Below are 18,146 nucleotides of genomic sequence, written 5' to 3'. Positions count from 1 at the left end.
GGGCGGCGGGTCAGGGATTGACCTCGCGGCCCGACCACCGCCCTCGGTCGTCGACCTCGAACTGCCAGCGATGGTGGGGCGTCGGGAGCAACTCCAGGTGGTCGACCTCCGTCGCCGTCAGGATCAAGAGGCCGAACGATTCGACGGGGAGGGCCGGATCCGGCGGGGAGGACGGGAAAGCCCGCCCCCGGTCCCTCGGCTCGCCCGGCGAGGGCCACGTGAAGCTCAGTCGGGTCGCCTCGCTCTGCGCGGCCCACAGGTCGTCGCGAGCCTCACGCAGGTTGGCGTCGGAGGTCGTCGCGTCGACCAGGCTCGCGACGCCCGCGATCCGGAACTGCTCGCGGGTCTCGGGGAAGTACCAGCAGACGGCGGCGTGGGGGTTGCCGGCGATCTCGGCCCGTTTGGCGCTCCGGACGTCGGTGGTGAAGACCAGTCGATGGGCGTCGTCAAGGAAGCCGCGAAAAACGACCGTGCGGATCGCGGGACGCCCATCGGGGCGGACGGTCGCGAGTTGGACCAGCCGAACCTCGGGATGGTTCCGGTTCCGGTGCAGCGAAAGGTCGAGCGAAGGCCGCCACAATTCTTCGGGCATGGCTTCTCCGCTCCACGGTCCAAGTACAGGGGGATCGAACAGGTCCGTCCAGGTCGTTAAATCGGCGACCAACCCTCGGCCAGGTTGGGATTCGGGGCGGAGCCGCTGGAGGCCTTGAGGGCGTCCTGAACGACGGTCTCCAGGACGTTGATGTATTCCAGGAAACGCTGGCGGCCCTCGTCCGTGACCCGGCAGAGGGTCTGGGGACGTTTCTTGTGAAAGCCCTTCCAGATTTCGACGAACCCCGCTTCGTGGAGGATCTGGAGGTGCCGGCTGAGGTTGCCGTCGGTGAGCTGGCAGAGCCCCTTCAGGTCGGCGAACACCAGGCCCTGCGGATGGGTCACCAGCGAGGTCATGATTCCCAGGCGGGCCTTCTCGTGGAAGATCCGCTCCAGCCCCTCATAGGCGAAGCGGCCGGAAGGCTCGTCGGGCTTGGGATCAGGCCCAGTCATGGTCGCGCTCCAGGGTCCTGTAGAGAACCGCGGCGGCCAGGAACTGCCCCAGGCCGAACGGCAGGCCCATCGCCAGCGGGCTCAGCGCCCACTCGCCCTGAGAGGTCGCCAGGGTGGTCAGCCCGCAGGCCGCGTAGAAGACGGCGACGGTGGACATCGGCCGCGGCAGCAGACGCGACGTCGCGAAGATCCCCAGGCTGTAGAACACCTGCCAGAGGCCCGGCAGGATCCAGATCAGGGCCGGCGCCGATCGCACGATCACCAGGGTGACCAGGCCCCCAGCGGCCAGGCAGGGGAAGAATTGCTCCATCGCCAGCGCGGTCTGCTCGCGAGTAAGCGAGGAGCCCGCGTTTCGCGCCCGGATCATCATCTCCATCACGGCCGACGCCCCGCTGACCACCGCCGACCCGATCCAGAGGGCCAGGTAGGCGGGATACTGCTGCATCGGGTCGGGGATCGTCAACGACTGGACCGTGGCGGCGGCCAGCGCCACCGCCCCGGAGAACGCCGCCGGGACCGCCCGGTAGCCCCGGAACACCTCGGTTCGCGCCATCTGCGTGCGGATCTCGGTGATCTGCACCAAGGCTTCCTTCAGTTCCATGCCAACCCTTCCGCGGGCCGTGGCCTTCGAGGATCTCCGCGGGGCGTCGCCCGACGCCTTGCGGCTTTGCAGTGTAAAGCGTGGGCGGTCGCGCGCCAAGCCACTCCCCAACGAAATCAGGGCGCGCCATGCCGATTCAAGGATGGCTCGCCCTGAGTGGTTTTCAAGCAAGACTTACTTCGCGGCTCCGAGGTTCTCGAAGAGATAAAGGCCGCTCTTGCCAGGGCAGACGAGGTCGATGTCGCCGTCGCCGTCGATGTCGATCGCGGTGACCTGGAGACCGGTGCCGGCGGTGCCTGGGGGGAAATCGCGGAGGGCCAGGCGGTCGGCGCCCTTCTCCGGAGCGTTAGCGGCGGGTTCGCCCTGGAAGATCACGTGCTTGTCCCATTTGCCGGCCTTGGGATCGAATTTGTACCAGGCGACGAGGGAGCCGTCGGTCGCCCCCGGCTCGATCTCGTGGGCGTAGACCCGCTTGCCCGAGATCAACTCGTCGGCCTTGCCGTCGCCGTCCAGGTCGGCCCAGAGCTGGGTGTGGACGGAGGCGACGCTCTCGTCGATGGCGGCCTTGGTCCAGGTGATCTTGCCGTCGGCGCTCTTGGATTGCTTCTGCCAGTAGAGGCCGAAGTCGTGTCCCATGCCGTAGACGAGGTCGGCCAGGCCGTCACCGTCGACGTCCTTGGCGAGGATCTGGATTCCGGTTGCGCCCAGATTCCAGTCGGGATGCCACGTCCAGGTGTCGTGCGAGGGGTCGGCGGGGGCCTCGAACCATCCCTTGGGGGTGAGCAGGTCGACGCGGCCGTCGCCGTTGACGTCGCCCGTGCCGACTCCGTGGCCGGCGGCCTCGGTCCCGAAGTCGTGCTTCTTGAACTCGACCCCCTTGCCGTCGGCCTTCTTCGCCACCTCGTACCAGACCACGACGTTGGTCGCGTTGGGGAGGATGTCGGGCACGCCGTCGCCGGAGAGATCGACGGCCACGGCGGCCTCGCTGGTCCCCGGGGTGTCGATCAGGTGGAAGGCCCAGGTCTCGCCGGCCTTGCCCGGGTTCTCGACCCAGGCCACGTCCTTGCCGAAATACGAGGCCGTCACGAAGTCGGTGTCGCCGTCGCCGTCCACGTCGATCGGGACGACGGCGAAGTCGTTGTAGTAGGTCCCCTGGCGCTGGACTTCGCGCACCGGGTGGCGTTTCCAGTCGGGGGCCTGATACCAGGAATCGCCCGAGAGGATGTCGAGCTTGCCGTCGCCGTCGACGTCGAACGCGCCGGCCGCCTCGAACTCGCTCCGGCCGTTGATCGTATGCTGCTTCCAGCGGGGCTCCCCGGCCCAGGACGGTGAGGCCAGCCACGCCCCCGCAAGAACGGCGGCGGCGATTGAGATCCGTTTCATGGCGATAACTCCCTGTCGAGAACGAGTGTCGGGCGGTCGGACGCGAGGCGGGGCGACGCGGTCAGACGGTGGGGAGGACCCAGGGCTTGCGATATTCCTTCGTCAAGAACTGGTTGGCCTCGACGTGGTTGGTGATCCGCTCGGCGTCGCGATCCCAGACGAGCTTCTCGCCGGTCCAGAGCGAGATGTTGCCCAACTCGCCGACCGTGGTCAGGCGATGGCCGTACTCGAAATTGCAGGAGCAGCTCGCGCGGGTCTTGATGGCGTCGAGCCATTCGCGGTGATGGCCGACCGAGCGCGCCAGGGTTTTCGGCGGGTCCGCGATGGTCTTGCCCTTCACCGGGAAGATCTCGTGGTGGTTGTAGTTGGTGACCAGGGTGGCTTCGGTCCCCTGGAACATGACGCCGGCGGGCTTGCCGTCGAAGCCGTGGTCGCTGGCGTCGGTCTGGCTCCAGGCGAGGAGGAACTTGTCGTCCCCCTTCTCGTACTCGTAGGCGACTTCCAACGTGTCCGGGGTCTCGGCGTTGTCGTCGGTCGCGTAGCGTCCGCCGGTCGCGGAGATGGTGCGCGGGGCGTCGACTTCCATCGCCCAGTGGACCAGGTCGATGAGGTGGCAGCAGAAGTCGGTCAAGATGCCGCCGCCGTAGTCCCAGTACCATCGCCAGTTGAACGTGAACCGGTTGATGTTGAACGGCCGCTCGGGCGCGGGGCCGAGCCAGAAATCGTAATCGCAGCCGGCCGGCGGCGAGGTGTCGGCGGGGTGGCCGAAGCTGTCTCGCGAGGCGGCCATCCAGGCGCGGGTCTTGGTGATCTTGCCCAGCACGCCCGACTGCACGATCTCGACCACGCGGTGATAATTCTCGGTCGCGTGGATCAGGTTCCCCATCTGGGTGACCCGCTTATGTTTGGCGGCGGCGTTCGACATCGCCCGGCCCTCGGCCACGCGGTGCGACAGCGGCTTCTCGCAGTAGACGTCCTTCTCGGCCTGGCAGGCCATGATGGTGGGGATGGCATGCCAGTGGTCGGGCGTCGCGATCACGACGGCGTCGATGTCTTTCCGATCGAGGACCTTGCGGAAGTCGCCGTAGACGTCAGGCTTGCCGCCGGCCGCCTCCTGGGCGCGGCGGGCGTGGGGCTCGTACACGTCGCACACCGCGGCGACCCGGACGTCCGGGAACCCCTTGAAGATGTTCAGCAGGCCCGACCCCATCCCCCCGACCCCGATGAAGCCCAGGACGATCGCCTCGTTCGCCGAGCCACTCGGCTTCGGCGCGGCGGGCTCCTCCTGACTCGCGGCGACGCGAGGCCCGAGGCCCGTCGCGGCCGCGCCGAAAGCCGAATAAGCCAGCAACTCCCGCCTGGTCCATCGTTCGGTCATCATGCAATCTCCTGACTCGCCGGACCTCCCGACTTCGCGAGGTCCTGAAAACAGACTTCCAGGTTCGTACCAGACCCCCGCGCGATTCTCAAGAACCAACCGCTCGCCGGGGCGTTCTCGAAACCGCCCGCCGACCGGGGGACGACGTGACGGGGCTCGTTGACCGCCGGCCGCGTCGAGCGTTAGGTTGAAGGCTCCCATGGCCCCACGAACGGACCGTGGACGGCCACCGGTCCGGGGGGGCGGGATGCTCACGCAAGACGGGAGAAGCTCGATCGTGGCTCAATTCCTAAGACTTCTTCTGGCGACGTTCCTCGGCGCCATCCTCGCGACCACGCCCGCCAGGGCCGAGGACCGGCCGGCTGACGCGATCCTGAAAGACCTCGACGCCGTCGAACGGCCCAAACTCGACCGCGAGCGGATGAAAGACCGCGCCGCGGTGGAGGCTTACGGCGAGGCGCTCCGGCAATTCGAAATCGAGCGATCCCGGCTCATCCTCGAGTTCCTGCGCGGGTATCCCGAACATGTTCGGACGCCCGAGTTGCTCCTGGAGCGGTGGGGGAGCCGTCGTCTGTTTCAGGAAAACAAGCCCGAGGATCTCGTCAGGGAGGCCGACGACCTCCTCGCGAGGGGGGGGGGCGCGAAGCTCCAGGCCGCAGCACTTTACGTCAAAGCGACGGCCTCCATGTCGCTGCACCACGATGATCCGGCGGCCGTGCTACCGATCATCGAGGACTTCCTCAGGGCCGCCCCCGGCGACTCCAGGGGCCCGATCCTGCTCTACTCCATCTCCCTGGCCGTGAAGGACCAGACCAAGAAGGGAGAGATCGAGGACCGGATCCTCAAGGAGTTCCCCCATTCCCCGATCGCCGAGACCCTCCGGGACGGACGCAAGCGACGCGAGGCGCTCGGGAAGCCGTTCGACCTGGAGTTCGTCGATGCGATCAACGGATCGGCGGTCTCCATCAAGGGGCTCAAGGGGAAAGTCGTGGTCATTGATTTCTGGGCGACCTGGTGCGGCCCCTGTGTCGCCGAGACGCCCCGGTTGAAAGAGCTTTACGCGAAATACCACGAGCAGGGAGTCGAGTTCCTCGGCGTGAGTCTGGACCAGCCCGAAACTGAGGGAGGGCTCAAGGCGCTCAAGGAGTACGTCGCCAAGAATGAGATCCCCTGGCCCCAGTACTACCAGGGCGACGGCTGGCAGAGTGCGTTCAGCTCGTACTGGGGGGTCCGCGCGATCCCTTCCGTCTTCCTCGTCGACAAGGAAGGGAGGCTGGCCTCCGTGGAAGCGAGGACACGCCTGGAGGAGCGGATCGTCAGCCTGCTCGCCGCCCCGGCTGAGGAGCCTCCGAAGCCCTGATCGCGGGACGACCGGAGCCAGGAGGCGGAAACGAAGAAAGGCCCGGGTCGCGTCCAGAGACGCGACCCGGGCCTTGTCATTCAGAAAATCGACGCGGGGCGATGATCCACGCCGTCGGACCGGATCAACCGAACTCGCGGTCGCGGACGATGCCCGGCTGCGGGATCGGGTACTTGCCGTTGGGCTTGGTCTGGAGCGGCGCGGGGCCGTCCATCGTGAGCTTCTCGAGGTCGGGCGCGAACTCGTGGGTGCAGTTGAGCATGTCGTCGAAGGTGATGACCTCGCCGGTGTGGGCGGCCATGCGTCCCATCGACGTGACCAGGCTGGCCTCGACGCCGCGCTTCACCTCGTTGTACGGGTGGTCGGTGCGGATCGCCTCGATGAGGTGGTCCCATTCGAGCTGGTAGGGGTTGGGCTCGGGCTGGGGGAAGGCCCAGACGAGTTCCTTCTTGGAGCCGAGCTTCTGGCCGTTGTAGATGCGGCACTTGGCCGGCGAGTGCGCGGCGGTGGAGATCACGGCCGAGTTCTTCGAGCCGTGGGCGTAGCTGGCGAACTCGGACTTGCAGCCGTCGATGTTGCGGCCTTCGAGGAAGAACTTGGTGCCGTCGTCGAAGGTGTATTCGACCGAGTAGGTGTCGAAGTTCTGATCGATGTAGTTTTCGCGGTAGGTCCGGGCGCCGGTGGCCTCGGCCTTGACCGGCCAGGCGTTCTTCATCCAGCAGCATTCGTCGATGTTGTGGATGAGGAAGTCGCTGTAGCAGCCGCCGCTGGCCCACAGGAAGCCGTGGAACTTGCGGATCTGGTACATCAGCTCGCTGATGTCGTCGGGCTTGGGCGGGACGTTGGCCGACCCGACGGGGCCGGTCTGGCGATACGCCCGCATGGCGATGATGTCGCCGATCTCGCCGCCCTGGATGCGGTCGAAGAGCTCCTGGCGGGCCTTGCAGTGCCGGCACATGAGCCCGACGCCGACCTTGAGGTTCTTGGCGGCGGCCTTCTCGCCCAGCTCGAGCATCCGCTTGGAGGTGGGACCGTCGACGGTGACGGGCTTCTCCATGAATACGTTGACGCCCTTCTCGATCGCGTAGCCGAAGTGGACCCAGCGGAAGGCCGGGGGCGTGGCGAAGATGGCGACGTCGCCCGGCTTCAGGCAGTCGATGGCCTTGCGGTAGCCGTCGAAGCCGATGAACTTCCGCTCGGCGGGGATGTCCAGCTGCTTGGACTCGGTGAAGGTCTTCTCAAGCTGCGAGTAGCTGTCGTTCAGCTTGTCCTCGAAGACGTCGGCCATCGCGACGAGCTTGATGGGGCCGCTGGTGGTCGAAAGCGCGTTCTCGGCCGCACCGGTGCCACGCCCGCCGCATCCGATCAGGGCGACCTGGATCGTGTTCTCCTCGCCCGCGTGGACGAGGGGGGCGGCCGACTGGGTGAGGGCCGCGACGGTCGCCACGGCGCCGCCGGTCTTCAGGAAATCACGGCGCGACGCACCGGTCTGAGGATCAGTCATAAGCTCGCTCCAGCGAATGCAAGTGGCGGTTGAGGGAACGTCCGAGGTCGACAACCGATGCATCACGCCCAGGCCCGGGCGGGCGGCGGGACCGCCCCCGGGGCATGCGCACGACCCAGGGAGGGATGATCATGAGCTTCGATCGAGGACTCCGATGCAAGGCGAGGCGGGTCGAAGGTGGGGGGCTCGCTCACGCGGCGGCACGAAAGAGAGATCGAGGAATCAGGTGAGTCGCGGCGCCCGAAGCCTTCAACAATTATGTATCTTAACCCCCCGCACTTGCCGTCTCCAAATGAAATCGATGATTTCCAGGCGACGTCCCGGCGGCCTGGAAACTCCCCGGGGCGGGCGCGAGGGGAGGGCCCTTCTGATATCCTGGCGGGACGGGGCCCGAGTCGAGGCCCGCCGGGAGGCGGGCGGCCGGGCCGCAGGGACGCCGGGAAGGACCTCATGCCGCCCGCCCTTGACGACGCGTTGATCACCCGAAACCCCGCCACGGCCGAAGAAGTCGGCCGCGCCGCGGTCACCCCGCCAGAGGCCGTGGCACAGGTTGTCGAGCGGGCGAGAGCCGCCCAGGCGCGATGGGGAGAGACCCCCTGGTCCGAGAGACGCGCCCTCCTCGATCGGTGGCGGCGGATCCTCAGTCGGGACGCCGACGCGTGGGCGGATCAGATCCGGGCCGAGATCGGCAAACCGGCCGGCGAGGCCGCCGCCAGCGACGTGATCCCGACGCTCGACGCCCTTCGCTGGGCCGTCGTCCGCGGCGGCGCGGCACTGGCCGACGAGCGGATCGGGCCGTCCTGGCAGCGCTGGCTGCTGACGCCCACGGGGAGGCTTCGCTGGAAGCCGCTCGGCGTGGTCGGCATGATCGGGACCTGGAACTACCCCTTGTTCCTGAACGCCGTCCCGATCGGCCAGGCGCTCGCGGCGGGCTGCGGAGTCGTCTGGAAACCCTCCGAGCTGGCCGTCGCCACGGCCGATCTGCTCCAGGCGAGCCTCCTCGAAGCGGGCGCGCCGGATGGGCTGGTCGGGCTCGTCCACGGCCGGGGCGACGTCGGCCGGGCGCTGCTCGAATCCCCCATCGACAAGATGGTGTTCACCGGGAGCGTGGAGACCGGTCGCCGGGCGTTGGAGACGGCCGCGGCGCGGGGCGTCCCGGCCGTGGTCGAGCTTTCCGGATTCGACCCGGCGGTAGTGCTGGCGGACGCCCCCTTGGAAAGCACGGTCAGGTCGATCCTCTGGTCCTCGTTCGTCGGTTGCGGCCAGACGTGCGTCTCGGTGAAACGGGCGCTCGTGGTGGGAGACCCGGAGCCCTGGGTGCGGGCCTTCGCCGGGGCGATCCGCGGCCTCCGGGTTGGCGACCCGGCGGGACCGGGCGTCGACGTCGGCCCAATGATCACCGAGCGGGCACGATCGGGGTTCGACCGCACGATCCGGGAGGCGGTGGCCGCCGGGGCGGAACTCGTGGTCGGCGGCCGTTCGATCGAAGGCGAAGGCTGGTTCTACGCTCCGACGTTGCTTCGGTCGAATTCGCCGGAACCAGAGCAGGCCCTGGAAGGGGCGTTCGGCCCGGTTCTGCTGGTCCGAGGGTTCTCCGACGTGGATTCGGCCGTGTCAGCCGCCAACGCCAGCCGCATGGCCCTGGGGGCCAGCGTCTGGGGACGCGACCGCCGGGCCGCACGCGCCGTCGCAAGGCGGATCGTCGCGGGGACCGTCGGCGTCAATGAGGCGGTCGTCCCCACGGCCTCCGCCTCCGCCCCATTCGGGGGATTCAAGGCCAGCGGCTTCGGACGCACCCACGGCGTCCTGGGCCTTCGCGAGTTCGTCGCCCCGCAGGTCCTGTTCGAACGTCGGGCCGGCGGCTTCCGACCCCAACTCTTCCCCTACTCGGACGGCGGGATGGTCGATCGCTTCCTGAGGGTTTATCGTCGCCTGTTCCACCCACGCGCCTAGAATGGATTCCGGGAGGACCTAACCGTCATGAGCAAGCGAATCGGATACGCGGCCGCGATCGTCCTGATGGGAGCCCTGGCGCTCTCGGCGGCCTGCGAGCCCCGCAACGACGTCCCGTCAAGCCAACCTACCACGGGGAGCACCAACCTCATGCCGTCCCAGAACGAGACGACCGCGAGCGACACGCCGGCCCAGGACGCGACGCCTGCGGCCGACTTCCCCCAGACCGAAGCCGAATGGCGAGCCAAGCTGACTCCCGAGCAGTACCACGTCATCCGCGAGAAGGGGACCGAGCGAGCCTTCACCGGCAAGTACTGGGACCATAAGGAGGACGGCGTCTACCGCTGCGCCGGTTGCGGCACCCCGCTATTCGACTCCGAGACCAAGTTCGAGGCCCACTGCGGCTGGCCCAGCTTCTACAAGCCCGTCGGCGACACGGAGATCAAGGAAGAGGTGGACGACAGCCTCTTCATGTCCCGGACGGAAGTCCTTTGCCGCAAGTGCAACGCCCACCTCGGCCACGTCTTCGACGACGGCCCCAACCCCACTGGCCTGCGATACTGCATCAATTCGGCCTCGATCGACTTCGAGAAGCGCGACGCCATACCGGCCCACGCCACCGCCGAAGAGCCGAAAAAACCCTGAAATCCGCAAGTCGGATTCGTTCGATGAAACCCACGGTCGTTTCATCTTGTTCGGAGGTTTCACAGATAGTACATTTTCTGTAGAAACAGTCCAACCCGACAGAGCGATGATACCGTGGAAATGACACCTGCCGCTCAGAAATTCGTGCTCCACTGGGGCGAGATGGGCCAGGCCTGGGGCATCAATCGCACGATGGCCCAGGTCCACGCCCTGCTGTTCATCGCGCCGACGGCGTTGGACGCCGAGGAGATCAGCACGCTCCTCGACGTCAGCCGCTCGAACGTCTCGACCAGTCTGCGCGAGCTGATCACCTGGGGCGTGGTGCGTCGCGTCCACATCATCGGCGACCGCCGAGACCGCTTCGAGGCGCTCAAGGACGTGATGGACACCTTCCGTGTCATCATGGCCGAACGCCGCCGTCGCGAGATGGATCCCACCATCACACTCCTTGAGCACTGCATCGATGAGGCCAAGTCCGGCGGCACCGCCGAGGACTACACGCGAGAGCAGCTCGAGAAGATGCTGGCCTTCACCCGGATGGTGACCGACTGGTACGGCCAGATCGAGAATCTGCCCACGCCGGCCATGCTCCGACTGTTCCGAGGCGGGGCGCTGATCGCCAAGCTCTTCTCGCGAGGCGCGCGGAACGGCCCGGTCGGGTTCGGACCGGAGGATTCGGTCGAGGAGTCGATCGAGGGTGAGTCCGAGGCCGAAGCGGCCGGCAAGTGAATGAAGGCCGCGCCGCCTACGACCCCCCCGCCCCGGACCCCTTCACCGAAGGCGTGGCGGCCGGCGGGGCCGCGGGAGCCTCTTTCCGCTCCTTGGGCGCTTCGGCCTCGTTTTTCTTCTTGTCTCGGAGCGCCTCCGCAAACGACTTGTAAGCGTCGTCCCCGAGATAGCCGTCGATCAGCCCTTCCAACTCGCTGAACTCGGCCTGGAGATTCCGGGTCAAGACGGTTGTTTTGGCGGATTCGTACGACAGCTTCGTCGCCTCGTCCTTGAGCCGCTTGAGCGTCTCGGCGAATGAGGAAGGGGGCGGGAGCAGATCATACTGCTTCAGCAGGGCCTGGAGTCCGGCCCAATCCTCGCCCTCAAGGCGGACCTGCATGAGCCGCTCCAGGCGACCTCGCAGGGCTACCTGATCGACGATGGCATCGCGAAGGGCGTCGAGTTGCACCTGGTAGCGGGCGGCCAGCGGCAATGGGTCGACCGTGATCACCCGCTCCTCGGCGCTTTCGCCGGGCATGATGGGAAATTCGGCGAGCGGCTCCGAATCGCCGGCCAGCAGGCGGAGCTTGACCACGCCTCGCGTCGGGCCGGGCTCGACCGTGATCCGTCCCGAGCGATCCGTCATCCCCACGACGCGAACGGCCCCATCCGGCGCGGGACGCTCGGTGAGGGTGTACCCCGCCGCCGAGTCCTTCGTGGTCTTGTCGACGAACCGGAGCCGCAAGGCGACGTCCCCCGATTTGATCCCGATCGCCGCCAGGGTGTTGGGCCGTGCGAAACGCTGGGAGAGCGGGTCGCGGTACGCGCTCACGATCGCGCAACGGGCGGTCGCGCCCTCGACGGACTCGACCGCCAGATAGGTGAAGGCGATCCGGTTGATCTGGATGGACTGGTCCCGCATCGTGATCAACCGCAGCGGGATGAACGTCGTCCCCTTGACCGCCACCGCGCCGAGGTCGCTGGCGGGGGGGATCGAGGCCCCCTGGACCTTTAGCAGCGCTCGGCCCCCTTCCTGGCCGACGATCAGGGCCGAGGGGCTGAACAGATCGCGAGTGAACTGGAACAGGGCGCGGGGTCCGTCCAGGCTCGACGTCGCCCGACGACGCTGGAGCGGTCCCAACCAGCGAGTCGACGCGTCGTACTCCCGCCCCGAGAAGACCAGGCTCGCGGATTCGGCGTCGACCGAGGCCCAGACGAGCCAGATCTTGTCGAAGGCCGTATCGAACCCGCCTAGATCCTCGGCCTTGAGTCGTTCCAGATCTCGGCCCACGAGCGGGCTCGGACGTTCGGCGAGCTTGATCGACCAGGCCGGCCCCACGAACCTCCGGACCATCTCCAGCCAACGCGCGACCAACTCCTCGCGACGGGCCGAATCCAGGCGGGCGTCGGGGTCGGAGGCCAGGTGGACCTCGATCCGATACGGGCGATTCTCCAGGGGCTCCGCTTCCGGAGTCGGGGCCGGCGCGGGGGGATCTTGAGCCGCGCCGGCGCCGAACACCGTCAGGAGCATCGCCAGGACGGCCGTCGTCACTCGCTCGACCAGGGGTCTTTGGCGATCCAAGGGGCGATCTCCCACGTCTCGATTCCTTGATAGATCCGGTCGGCGGTCGGGCTGGGTCCCTTGAGTCGAGACCGCCATGCGTAATGATCGCTCAATTGCCAGAGCGGGATCACCGGCAGTTCATCGCGCAGCTCGCGATCGATCTGCAGCGCCAGCGCGTTCGCGGTCGGCCATTCGGCGGCCCGTTCGAGCTGGAGCAGGAGCTGGAGGATGCGAGGGCTCGCGGCCGAGCCCAGGGCGTCAACCGACGGGGGAGCGTCATAGCCGGGGCAGATCATCAGCCCGGCGTCGAGCACGGGTTCGTCGCACCGGAGTATGCGGTACGCCATGTCGAATCGCCGACCCGCTCTCAACTCGGACTCCAGCTGCGACTCCGGGAGCGGCACCGCTTCGACCTCGATCCGGGCCAGTTGGAAGGCCTCGACGAGCCGACCGACGACCGCCTCGACCTCGGCCACCGCGGGATACTCGAGTTTGAGCTTGATCGCGTCGGCCTTCATCTCGCCCCGAGCCAGAGAGGCCAGCGCCAGGGCCAGAACGGGATCGAAGCCGAGAGGCTTGACGCCCGCCGCGTCGGCATGACTGCCACGCGGAAAGACGCCGTCGACGGGGGCGTCGGCTTCGCCCGGCGGCCCCTTCAGGATCGTCTCTTCGAGCAGCATCTTCCGGTCGACGGCGTAGGAGATGGCTCTCCGCAGCGTGCGGTTGCGAAGCGCCTCGGAGCGGCCGTCGAGGGCCAGGACGTGGATCACGGGCTGCGCGGATCGACCCACGCGCACGTCCGGCGTCGCGGCCAGCCTGGCCCTCTGGTCGGGCGGCACGTGGGCCAGCATGGCGACGTCGCCGCGAAGGAACGCGGCCAGGGCGGCCGCGGGGCGGGCGTGGCGGATCTCGCGAATCCGGCGGAGCTTGACGGACGGGCTCCCTCCCGAGCCTTCGGGCCGGGCGCGGAGATCGAGGCTTTGGGGCGTCGAATCGAAGCCGACGAACGATCCCGTGCCGACGAGTCGCCGCCCTTCGGGCGAGGCGACGACTCTCCCGTCGACTCCGGCGTGGGCGGCCCCGACCGGAGCGTCGAGCCAGAACGACGGCTTGAGCAACGGGCGATTGAGCCGGATCTCCACCTGCCGTTCGTCGAGCGGCTGGACCTTCTCCAGCAGATCAGACCATCGCGCCTGGTACATCCCGACGTTCCGGGGATCGCAGCGGTCGATCAGGGTCCGCGCGACGTCCGTCGCCGACACGTCGCGCGAGCCGTCGGACCAGGGCACTCCGGGCCGGACGCGCACGATCAGCCGGCGGCCGAGGTCGGTGGACTCCAACTCCGCGGCGAGTTGGCCCCCGACCTGGCCGCGCTTCGCCTCTTCCGAGTCGTTCGCGAGGATCGGCAGGAACAGCAGCGGGGCGACCCGCGCGTCGGCCGGCGAACGCACCCAGGGGCCGACGGGGTGGGGCACGTCGACCACCGCGACGTCGAGCGTCGGCTCGGCCTCGAACGCCTTAATGTACTCGGCCTCCAGATCCTCCATGCTGGGCCAGATTCGCAAGGCCTCGACGAGCGCGTCGAGGCGCTCGGACTCCGAACCGGCGCCGGTCTTCGACGCGCGGGCCCTGGCTTGATCCTGGAACGTCGACCGGAGGGCCTTCGTCTGCGGCAGATCCTTTGCGACCTGCTCCAGCTCATGGAGCAGACGTCGGCCTTCGGGGTACAGGCCCAGCTCGATCGCGCGTTGAATCCGACCGGAGTAGGCCGAAGCGAATTGATCGAGAAGTCCCGGATATTCGGGTTTCCGGGTGTGCAGTTCGCGGAGAAGCCGCAAGCCTCGCGACACGTCGCCGTCGGCGAGCGCCTGCTTCCCTTCGGCGAAAAGCAACGCATCGACCTGATCGGCCAGGCCGGGCCAGTCCGGGTCGCGCTGCTGGACCCTCAGATAGTGCTCGAAGGCCCGCGTATAGTTGCGGGCCCGCAGAAGCCGCTCGCCCTCGGCCAGGAGGATCTCCTCGAAGTATTCGATCTTCTTGATGTGGTTGCGCTTGATCTTGAAGTCGCGCGTATCGCCCCGACCGGTGGCGGCCTCGCGGGTGAGGTGGACGGTGATCTCCGTCTCCGGGCCGGGAGGGGCGTCCTTCCTGGACTCGGCCGGCTGGAACTTGTTCGGCTCTCCCGGCAGGCCGATATTCCCTTCCAGTGGGAGCATCGGCCGGCCGCCCCGGCCTCGGGGCTCGGGCTTCGGCATCTCAACCGGCGGAAGGGGGCGCGGGCTGACCGGCTCGACGAAGATCACCGAACCGTCGAGGAGCGTGATCCGGTCGAACGGTTGAGACTGGAGCAGGTCGGCCGTCGCGGCGGCCGGCGCGGGCGCGGCCTCCTGTCCCGAGGAAATCGGCGGCGAAGCGGCGAGCAGGACCGCGCAGCAAGACGCGACGACGGCCAGGATCCGAGGGAGTCGGTCGGTTCGTTTCATGGCGGCGGCCCCCCGGCGTTTTCCAGTGTGATCGGCTGGAGGACGCCGCGGCCGGTCGGGGCCAGCACGTCCGAACCGACGGCGATCAGGCCCCCGACCGGGAGGGCTTCCAGGTCGATCGACGCGACCTCGCGGCCGTCGGCGACGGCCAGCCCCCGCGCCCGGCCCTCGCGGTCCAGGACCCAGAGGACGTCCTTTCGGATCAGCGGCGTGCCGACCGCCGGGACGCCCAGCGAAGAGGTCCACGCGCGGCGGCCGTCGGGATTGAACAGCGAGACGCCCCCGGACGCATCGAACACCGCGACGCGACCTTCGATCGCGCGAGGCTCGCCGACCAGCGGCGCGTCGAGCTTCCAGGAGCCGACCGGGCTGAGGTCCCGGGCGGCGATCGAGCGGACGGAGCCGTCGGACATCGCCAGCACCACGGCCGCGCGCGTGCAGGCCGGATCGGCGAGGATCGGCTGGTCCAACGTCGCTTCCGCCTCGACGAGAATGCGGCGGTCTGGGGCCGGTTTGACGGTGAGTCGACGCACCCGGCCCGCGTCGTCCGCCAGGATGACCGATTCGCCGTCCAGCGCGGCCGGCGCCAGCCATCGCCCGATCCGGTCGCGCTCGAATTGCGGCACGAGCGGCTCGGCGATCGACCGGCCGGACGTCGGGTCGATGAGATAGGCCCGGCCGTCCTCGCCGGGGATGAGCAACCCTTCGCTCCAGGGCAGGGGAGCCGCCGCCAGGGTGGAAGGGAGTTCCGAACGCGTCCAGCCGCCGGAGGCCTCGGCGTCTTCCGCCCAGACCTCTCGTCCGCCCCGACCGGGGACGATCAGCGAAAGTTCCTTCCCCTCGCGCGAGAGGTTGCGAAGGAAGCCGTCCGGGGCGTGCGGATCGCCGGGTCTGGGAAGCAGCGTCGTGACGAACCCGCCTCGCCCCAGTTCCGAACGCGGGAGGAGAAGTCGACGCCCCGCCTGATCGACGCCGGCGAGGGATTCGCCGTCCGCTCCGGGGACGAGGGGGGTGGGCCAGGGCGCCCCCACGACGGTCTCCCAGTCGATGCGGCCGGTCGACGGGTCGACGCCTCGCAGCCGGACGCCGCCTCCTGGCGACTGGAAGGAGAGGACGCGTCGACGGCCGACGGCCTGGATCGGAGCGACCGCCGCTCCCAGGTCGCCGAGCATGAACCGGCTCGCCAGGCGGCCCCCTTCGACGTCGAGGTCGTAGCGGCCGGGCCGAGCGGACGCGATCCAGATCTCGCGATCGGTGGGGGCCAGGCCGAAGCTCGGTCCGGAGGTCGTGGCGTCGGGAGTCAGTTTGGCGAGCGATCGGAACGGGTTCGCGCTCGCGTAGTCGCCCGCCGCGAACACCTCGATCCCGCCGCGGTCGCTGATCGCCCAGATCGACGAGCCCGAGGTCGGCGGCGCGTCCCAGGTCCACCCCGGCACATCGATCGTCTGCACGGCTCGGGGTTTGGCCCCGTCCTCGTCCAGCACAAGTACCCGCCACCGGCCGTCGCCGATCCGGTCGTTCTCCGCCACGACCAGGAAACGGCCCAGGCGTGCGGGGGGGCAGGGGATCGATCCCTCGGCGTGGCCGAGATACTGCACGTCGACGCAGGCGAGGGGATCGCGAGCGATCACGAACAGGCAATCCTTCCGCCCCATGAGGTAGAGGAACCGACCGGATTCGTCCCCCACGGGAGTCCGAGTGACGGGGAAGCCGAGGTCGACCGCGGCCTGCACCTCCCCCGTCTCCAGGCTGAGCACCAGCAGCCTCCCGGCGGGGAGCGTCTGGTAGACCTGACCGCCGACGACCAGCGGGGTGGCGTCGACCGCCTCCCCGAGTTCCTGGCGCCAGATCAGGCGGCCGGTCCGGACGTCGCGACGGCAGAGGTCGTTGTGGCGAGCGTCGAACGTGAGCACGCTCGGATCGCCCGGTACGGGCGTCGGGACGATGGTGCAGGCGAGGCCGACCGAGGTCCGCCAGAGCGGCGCACCCGACTGGGCGTCGATCGCATAGGCCGCCCCGTCGGCGAGGACGTAGGCCACGCCGTCCGGGGCGGGGGACGTCGGAGCCGCTTCGATTCGCGACCGCGCCACCAGGGACGTGGGGGGGCCGAGGGGGTCGGGACGTTCGGAGGACTCCGCCGGACGACGCGAAGGATCGACCTTCGCCGCCTGCTTCATGAGGTCATTGGCGCGGACCATCCGCTCGACGATCGCCGGGTCTTTCGAAAGGTCGGCGTACGAGAGCAACAACACGTCTCGCGCCTTGTAAACCTGCGACGCCGAATTTCGCTCGATGGCCCGATCCATCGCCGCGAGCGCCGCCGCGCGGGCCTCGACCTTGCGGATGGCGGCCTTCGCCTCGTTGATCAGCCCGGGGAGTCGGGACTTCGTGAGGAAGGCGGGGGCCGACTCGCCGGCGATCCGCGCATGGAGCGAGACGGCAGATTCCGCCTCGGCCAGCGATTTGGGATCGGCCGTCCGCTTCGCCCGGTCGGCCAGGCCCTCGCCGATCCGGATGGCGAGGTCGCCCAGCTCCGACTTCTCGTCGCGGAATTCGGGGAGGTCTCCCGTCGTCTCGACCATCTCCCCCGCCGCCTCGAGCGCCCGCGACCACGTCGCCCCCGAGATCGTGATGTACTGACGCACGTTCGCCAGCGCCCGCAGGGTGCGGGCCTTGCCGGACCTCGCGTCGTCGGGGTTCGCGGCCAGGAAGGCGTCGAATTCGCGGATGGCGGTGGGATTGTCGCCGTCCTCCAGCAGCTCGATCGCATGGTTGTAGGTCCGCGACGCGATCGAACGGGCGATGATCGCGTTCAGCCAGAACCCCATCGCGATCAGGAGGCCGAGCAGGCCGGCCAGCGCCAGGACCGTCGGCGATTTCGCGATCACCTCGCGGCCTGGAGCGTCTTCCGACTCCCTCACCCCGCGCCAGCGCTGGCGGAGCCGGGCGAGAAGTCCCGGTTTTTTCTTGGCAGTGCTACGCGGGGCTCCGTACGAGCCGACGACCGGCGAAGGTTCGTTCGACGGCGCGTTCAGGTCGAGCGCGGCGAGGAGATCGTCCCGCTCGAACGCCGAAACCCGGCGCGAAGGGGCCGCCACTACCGCGGACTCGACCGAGGAGCCGGTCGGAGGTCCCTGGAGCACCTTCGTCGCTTCGTCCGCGACGGGCTTCGCCGGGCGTTTCCGGACGCGGTCGGCGCGGGGCTCGGGGGTGGCGGCGTCGAGCCGAATCACGAAGATCCGGCAGGGGCCTACGGTCAGCTCGTCCCCCTGACGCAGGCTGGAGGAGACGATCTTGCGGCCGTTGACTTCCAGGAATTCGGCGTCGGGAGAAGCGTCGACCTTGAATCGACGGCCACGCCAGCGGATTCGCCCGTGGACGGGGAGGATGCCCTCGCCGTCCAGGACGATGTCGCACGCGGCCCCCGAGCCGAAGAGGACGGGATGGTCCCGATCCAGTTCGACGAAGCGGACCCGGCCCTCGGCGTCGTGGATCTCAAGCGTGGCCATGGGGCGTCGCGAGG

General features: G+C 68.6%; 13 protein-coding genes. 4 read left to right on the top strand and 9 right to left on the bottom strand.

Annotated elements, in window-relative coordinates; genetic code table 11:
- Positions 1–10 precede the first annotated feature (10 nt).
- The 5 genes from VT85_RS17570 to VT85_RS17550 all read right to left on the bottom strand — a co-directional run bounded on the left by VT85_RS17570 (position 11) and on the right by VT85_RS17550 (position 4,409).
- Positions 11–592, bottom strand: coding sequence for an Npun_F5749 family FMN-dependent PPOX-type flavoprotein (locus tag VT85_RS17570; protein WP_068418176.1), 582 nt, complete (start codon positions 590–592; stop codon positions 11–13).
- A gap of 56 nt (positions 593–648) precedes the next feature.
- A complete protein-coding gene (locus VT85_RS17565; RefSeq protein ID WP_068418172.1) occupies positions 649–1,044 on the bottom strand; it encodes a winged helix-turn-helix domain-containing protein in 396 nt (131 codons plus the stop codon).
- Positions 1,031–1,645, bottom strand: a complete 615-nt coding sequence (locus VT85_RS17560; RefSeq protein ID WP_068418166.1) for a hypothetical protein — start codon at positions 1,643–1,645, stop codon at positions 1,031–1,033. Before VT85_RS17560 ends, VT85_RS17565 begins: the two co-directional genes overlap by 14 nt.
- 174 nt (positions 1,646–1,819) lie before the next feature.
- Positions 1,820–3,028, bottom strand: a complete 1,209-nt coding sequence (locus VT85_RS17555; protein WP_156512927.1) for an FG-GAP repeat domain-containing protein — start codon at positions 3,026–3,028, stop codon at positions 1,820–1,822.
- Positions 3,029–3,089: 61 nt separating this feature from the next.
- Positions 3,090–4,409, bottom strand: a complete 1,320-nt coding sequence (locus VT85_RS17550) for a Gfo/Idh/MocA family protein (protein ID WP_197490837.1) — start codon at positions 4,407–4,409, stop codon at positions 3,090–3,092.
- 274 nt (positions 4,410–4,683) lie between these two features.
- Between VT85_RS17550 and VT85_RS17545 the strand changes: the two genes are divergently transcribed.
- Positions 4,684–5,766, top strand: coding sequence for a TlpA family protein disulfide reductase (locus VT85_RS17545; RefSeq protein WP_197490836.1), 1,083 nt, complete (start codon positions 4,684–4,686; stop codon positions 5,764–5,766).
- A gap of 124 nt (positions 5,767–5,890) precedes the next feature.
- On the opposite strand, the gene VT85_RS17540 is transcribed toward VT85_RS17545, so the two are convergent.
- Positions 5,891–7,270 carry a Gfo/Idh/MocA family oxidoreductase gene (locus tag VT85_RS17540; RefSeq protein ID WP_068418153.1) on the bottom strand — a complete coding sequence of 460 codons (1,380 nt, stop codon included), beginning with the start codon at positions 7,268–7,270 and terminating at the stop codon, positions 5,891–5,893.
- Positions 7,271–7,720: 450 nt separating this feature from the next.
- Between VT85_RS17540 and VT85_RS17535 the strand changes: the two genes are divergently transcribed.
- The 3 genes from VT85_RS17535 (at position 7,721) to VT85_RS17525 (ending at position 10,597) form a co-directional block, all read left to right on the top strand.
- A complete protein-coding gene (locus VT85_RS17535) occupies positions 7,721–9,223 on the top strand; it encodes an aldehyde dehydrogenase family protein (protein ID WP_068418150.1) in 1,503 nt (500 codons plus the stop codon).
- A 27-nt stretch (positions 9,224–9,250) separates the two neighbouring features.
- The gene (gene msrB / locus VT85_RS17530) at positions 9,251–9,868 is read left to right on the top strand and encodes a peptide-methionine (R)-S-oxide reductase MsrB (RefSeq protein WP_231871405.1); all 618 of its coding nucleotides are present in this window, start codon (positions 9,251–9,253) and stop codon (positions 9,866–9,868) included.
- Positions 9,869–9,988: 120 nt separating this feature from the next.
- Positions 9,989–10,597, top strand: a complete 609-nt coding sequence (locus VT85_RS17525; RefSeq protein ID WP_197490835.1) for a GbsR/MarR family transcriptional regulator — start codon at positions 9,989–9,991, stop codon at positions 10,595–10,597.
- Between the two features lie 16 nt (positions 10,598–10,613).
- On the opposite strand, the gene VT85_RS17520 is transcribed toward VT85_RS17525, so the two are convergent.
- Genes VT85_RS17520 through VT85_RS17510 form a run of 3 tightly spaced genes read right to left on the bottom strand, consistent with a single transcriptional unit; the run spans position 10,614 to position 18,132 of the window.
- Complete coding sequence (locus VT85_RS17520; RefSeq protein WP_156512925.1) at positions 10,614–12,158, bottom strand: hypothetical protein; 1,545 nt, start codon at positions 12,156–12,158, stop codon at positions 10,614–10,616.
- On the bottom strand, positions 12,125–14,623 hold the full coding sequence (locus VT85_RS17515) for an ABC transporter substrate-binding protein (RefSeq protein ID WP_068418142.1): 2,499 nt from the start codon (positions 14,621–14,623) through the stop codon (positions 12,125–12,127). The genes VT85_RS17520 and VT85_RS17515 overlap by 34 nt, the downstream gene beginning before the upstream one ends.
- On the bottom strand, positions 14,620–18,132 hold the full coding sequence (locus VT85_RS17510; protein ID WP_068418140.1) for a PQQ-binding-like beta-propeller repeat protein: 3,513 nt from the start codon (positions 18,130–18,132) through the stop codon (positions 14,620–14,622). Before VT85_RS17510 ends, VT85_RS17515 begins: the two co-directional genes overlap by 4 nt.
- Positions 18,133–18,146: the final 14 nt, after the last annotated feature.

This window comes from Planctomyces sp. SH-PL62 (assembly GCF_001610895.1).
Lineage (GTDB): Bacteria > Planctomycetota > Planctomycetia > Isosphaerales > Isosphaeraceae > Paludisphaera.
This window is presented reverse-complemented; position numbering and strand designations above follow the sequence as displayed.

Coding starts and splice junctions, on each gene's coding strand:
- VT85_RS17570 (WP_068418176.1), bottom strand. CDS start 592: ATGCCCGAAGAATTGTGGCGGCCTTCGCTCGACCTTTCGCTGCACCGG.
- VT85_RS17565 (WP_068418172.1), bottom strand. CDS start 1,044: ATGACTGGGCCTGATCCCAAGCCCGACGAGCCTTCCGGCCGCTTCGCC.
- VT85_RS17560 (WP_068418166.1), bottom strand. CDS start 1,645: ATGGAACTGAAGGAAGCCTTGGTGCAGATCACCGAGATCCGCACGCAG.
- VT85_RS17555 (WP_156512927.1), bottom strand. CDS start 3,028: ATGAAACGGATCTCAATCGCCGCCGCCGTTCTTGCGGGGGCGTGGCTG.
- VT85_RS17550 (WP_197490837.1), bottom strand. CDS start 4,409: ATGATGACCGAACGATGGACCAGGCGGGAGTTGCTGGCTTATTCGGCT.
- VT85_RS17540 (WP_068418153.1), bottom strand. CDS start 7,270: ATGACTGATCCTCAGACCGGTGCGTCGCGCCGTGATTTCCTGAAGACC.
- VT85_RS17535 (WP_068418150.1), top strand. CDS start 7,721: ATGCCGCCCGCCCTTGACGACGCGTTGATCACCCGAAACCCCGCCACG.
- msrB (WP_231871405.1), top strand. CDS start 9,251: ATGAGCAAGCGAATCGGATACGCGGCCGCGATCGTCCTGATGGGAGCC.
- VT85_RS17525 (WP_197490835.1), top strand. CDS start 9,989: ATGACACCTGCCGCTCAGAAATTCGTGCTCCACTGGGGCGAGATGGGC.
- VT85_RS17515 (WP_068418142.1), bottom strand. CDS start 14,623: ATGAAACGAACCGACCGACTCCCTCGGATCCTGGCCGTCGTCGCGTCT.
- VT85_RS17510 (WP_068418140.1), bottom strand. CDS start 18,132: ATGGCCACGCTTGAGATCCACGACGCCGAGGGCCGGGTCCGCTTCGTC.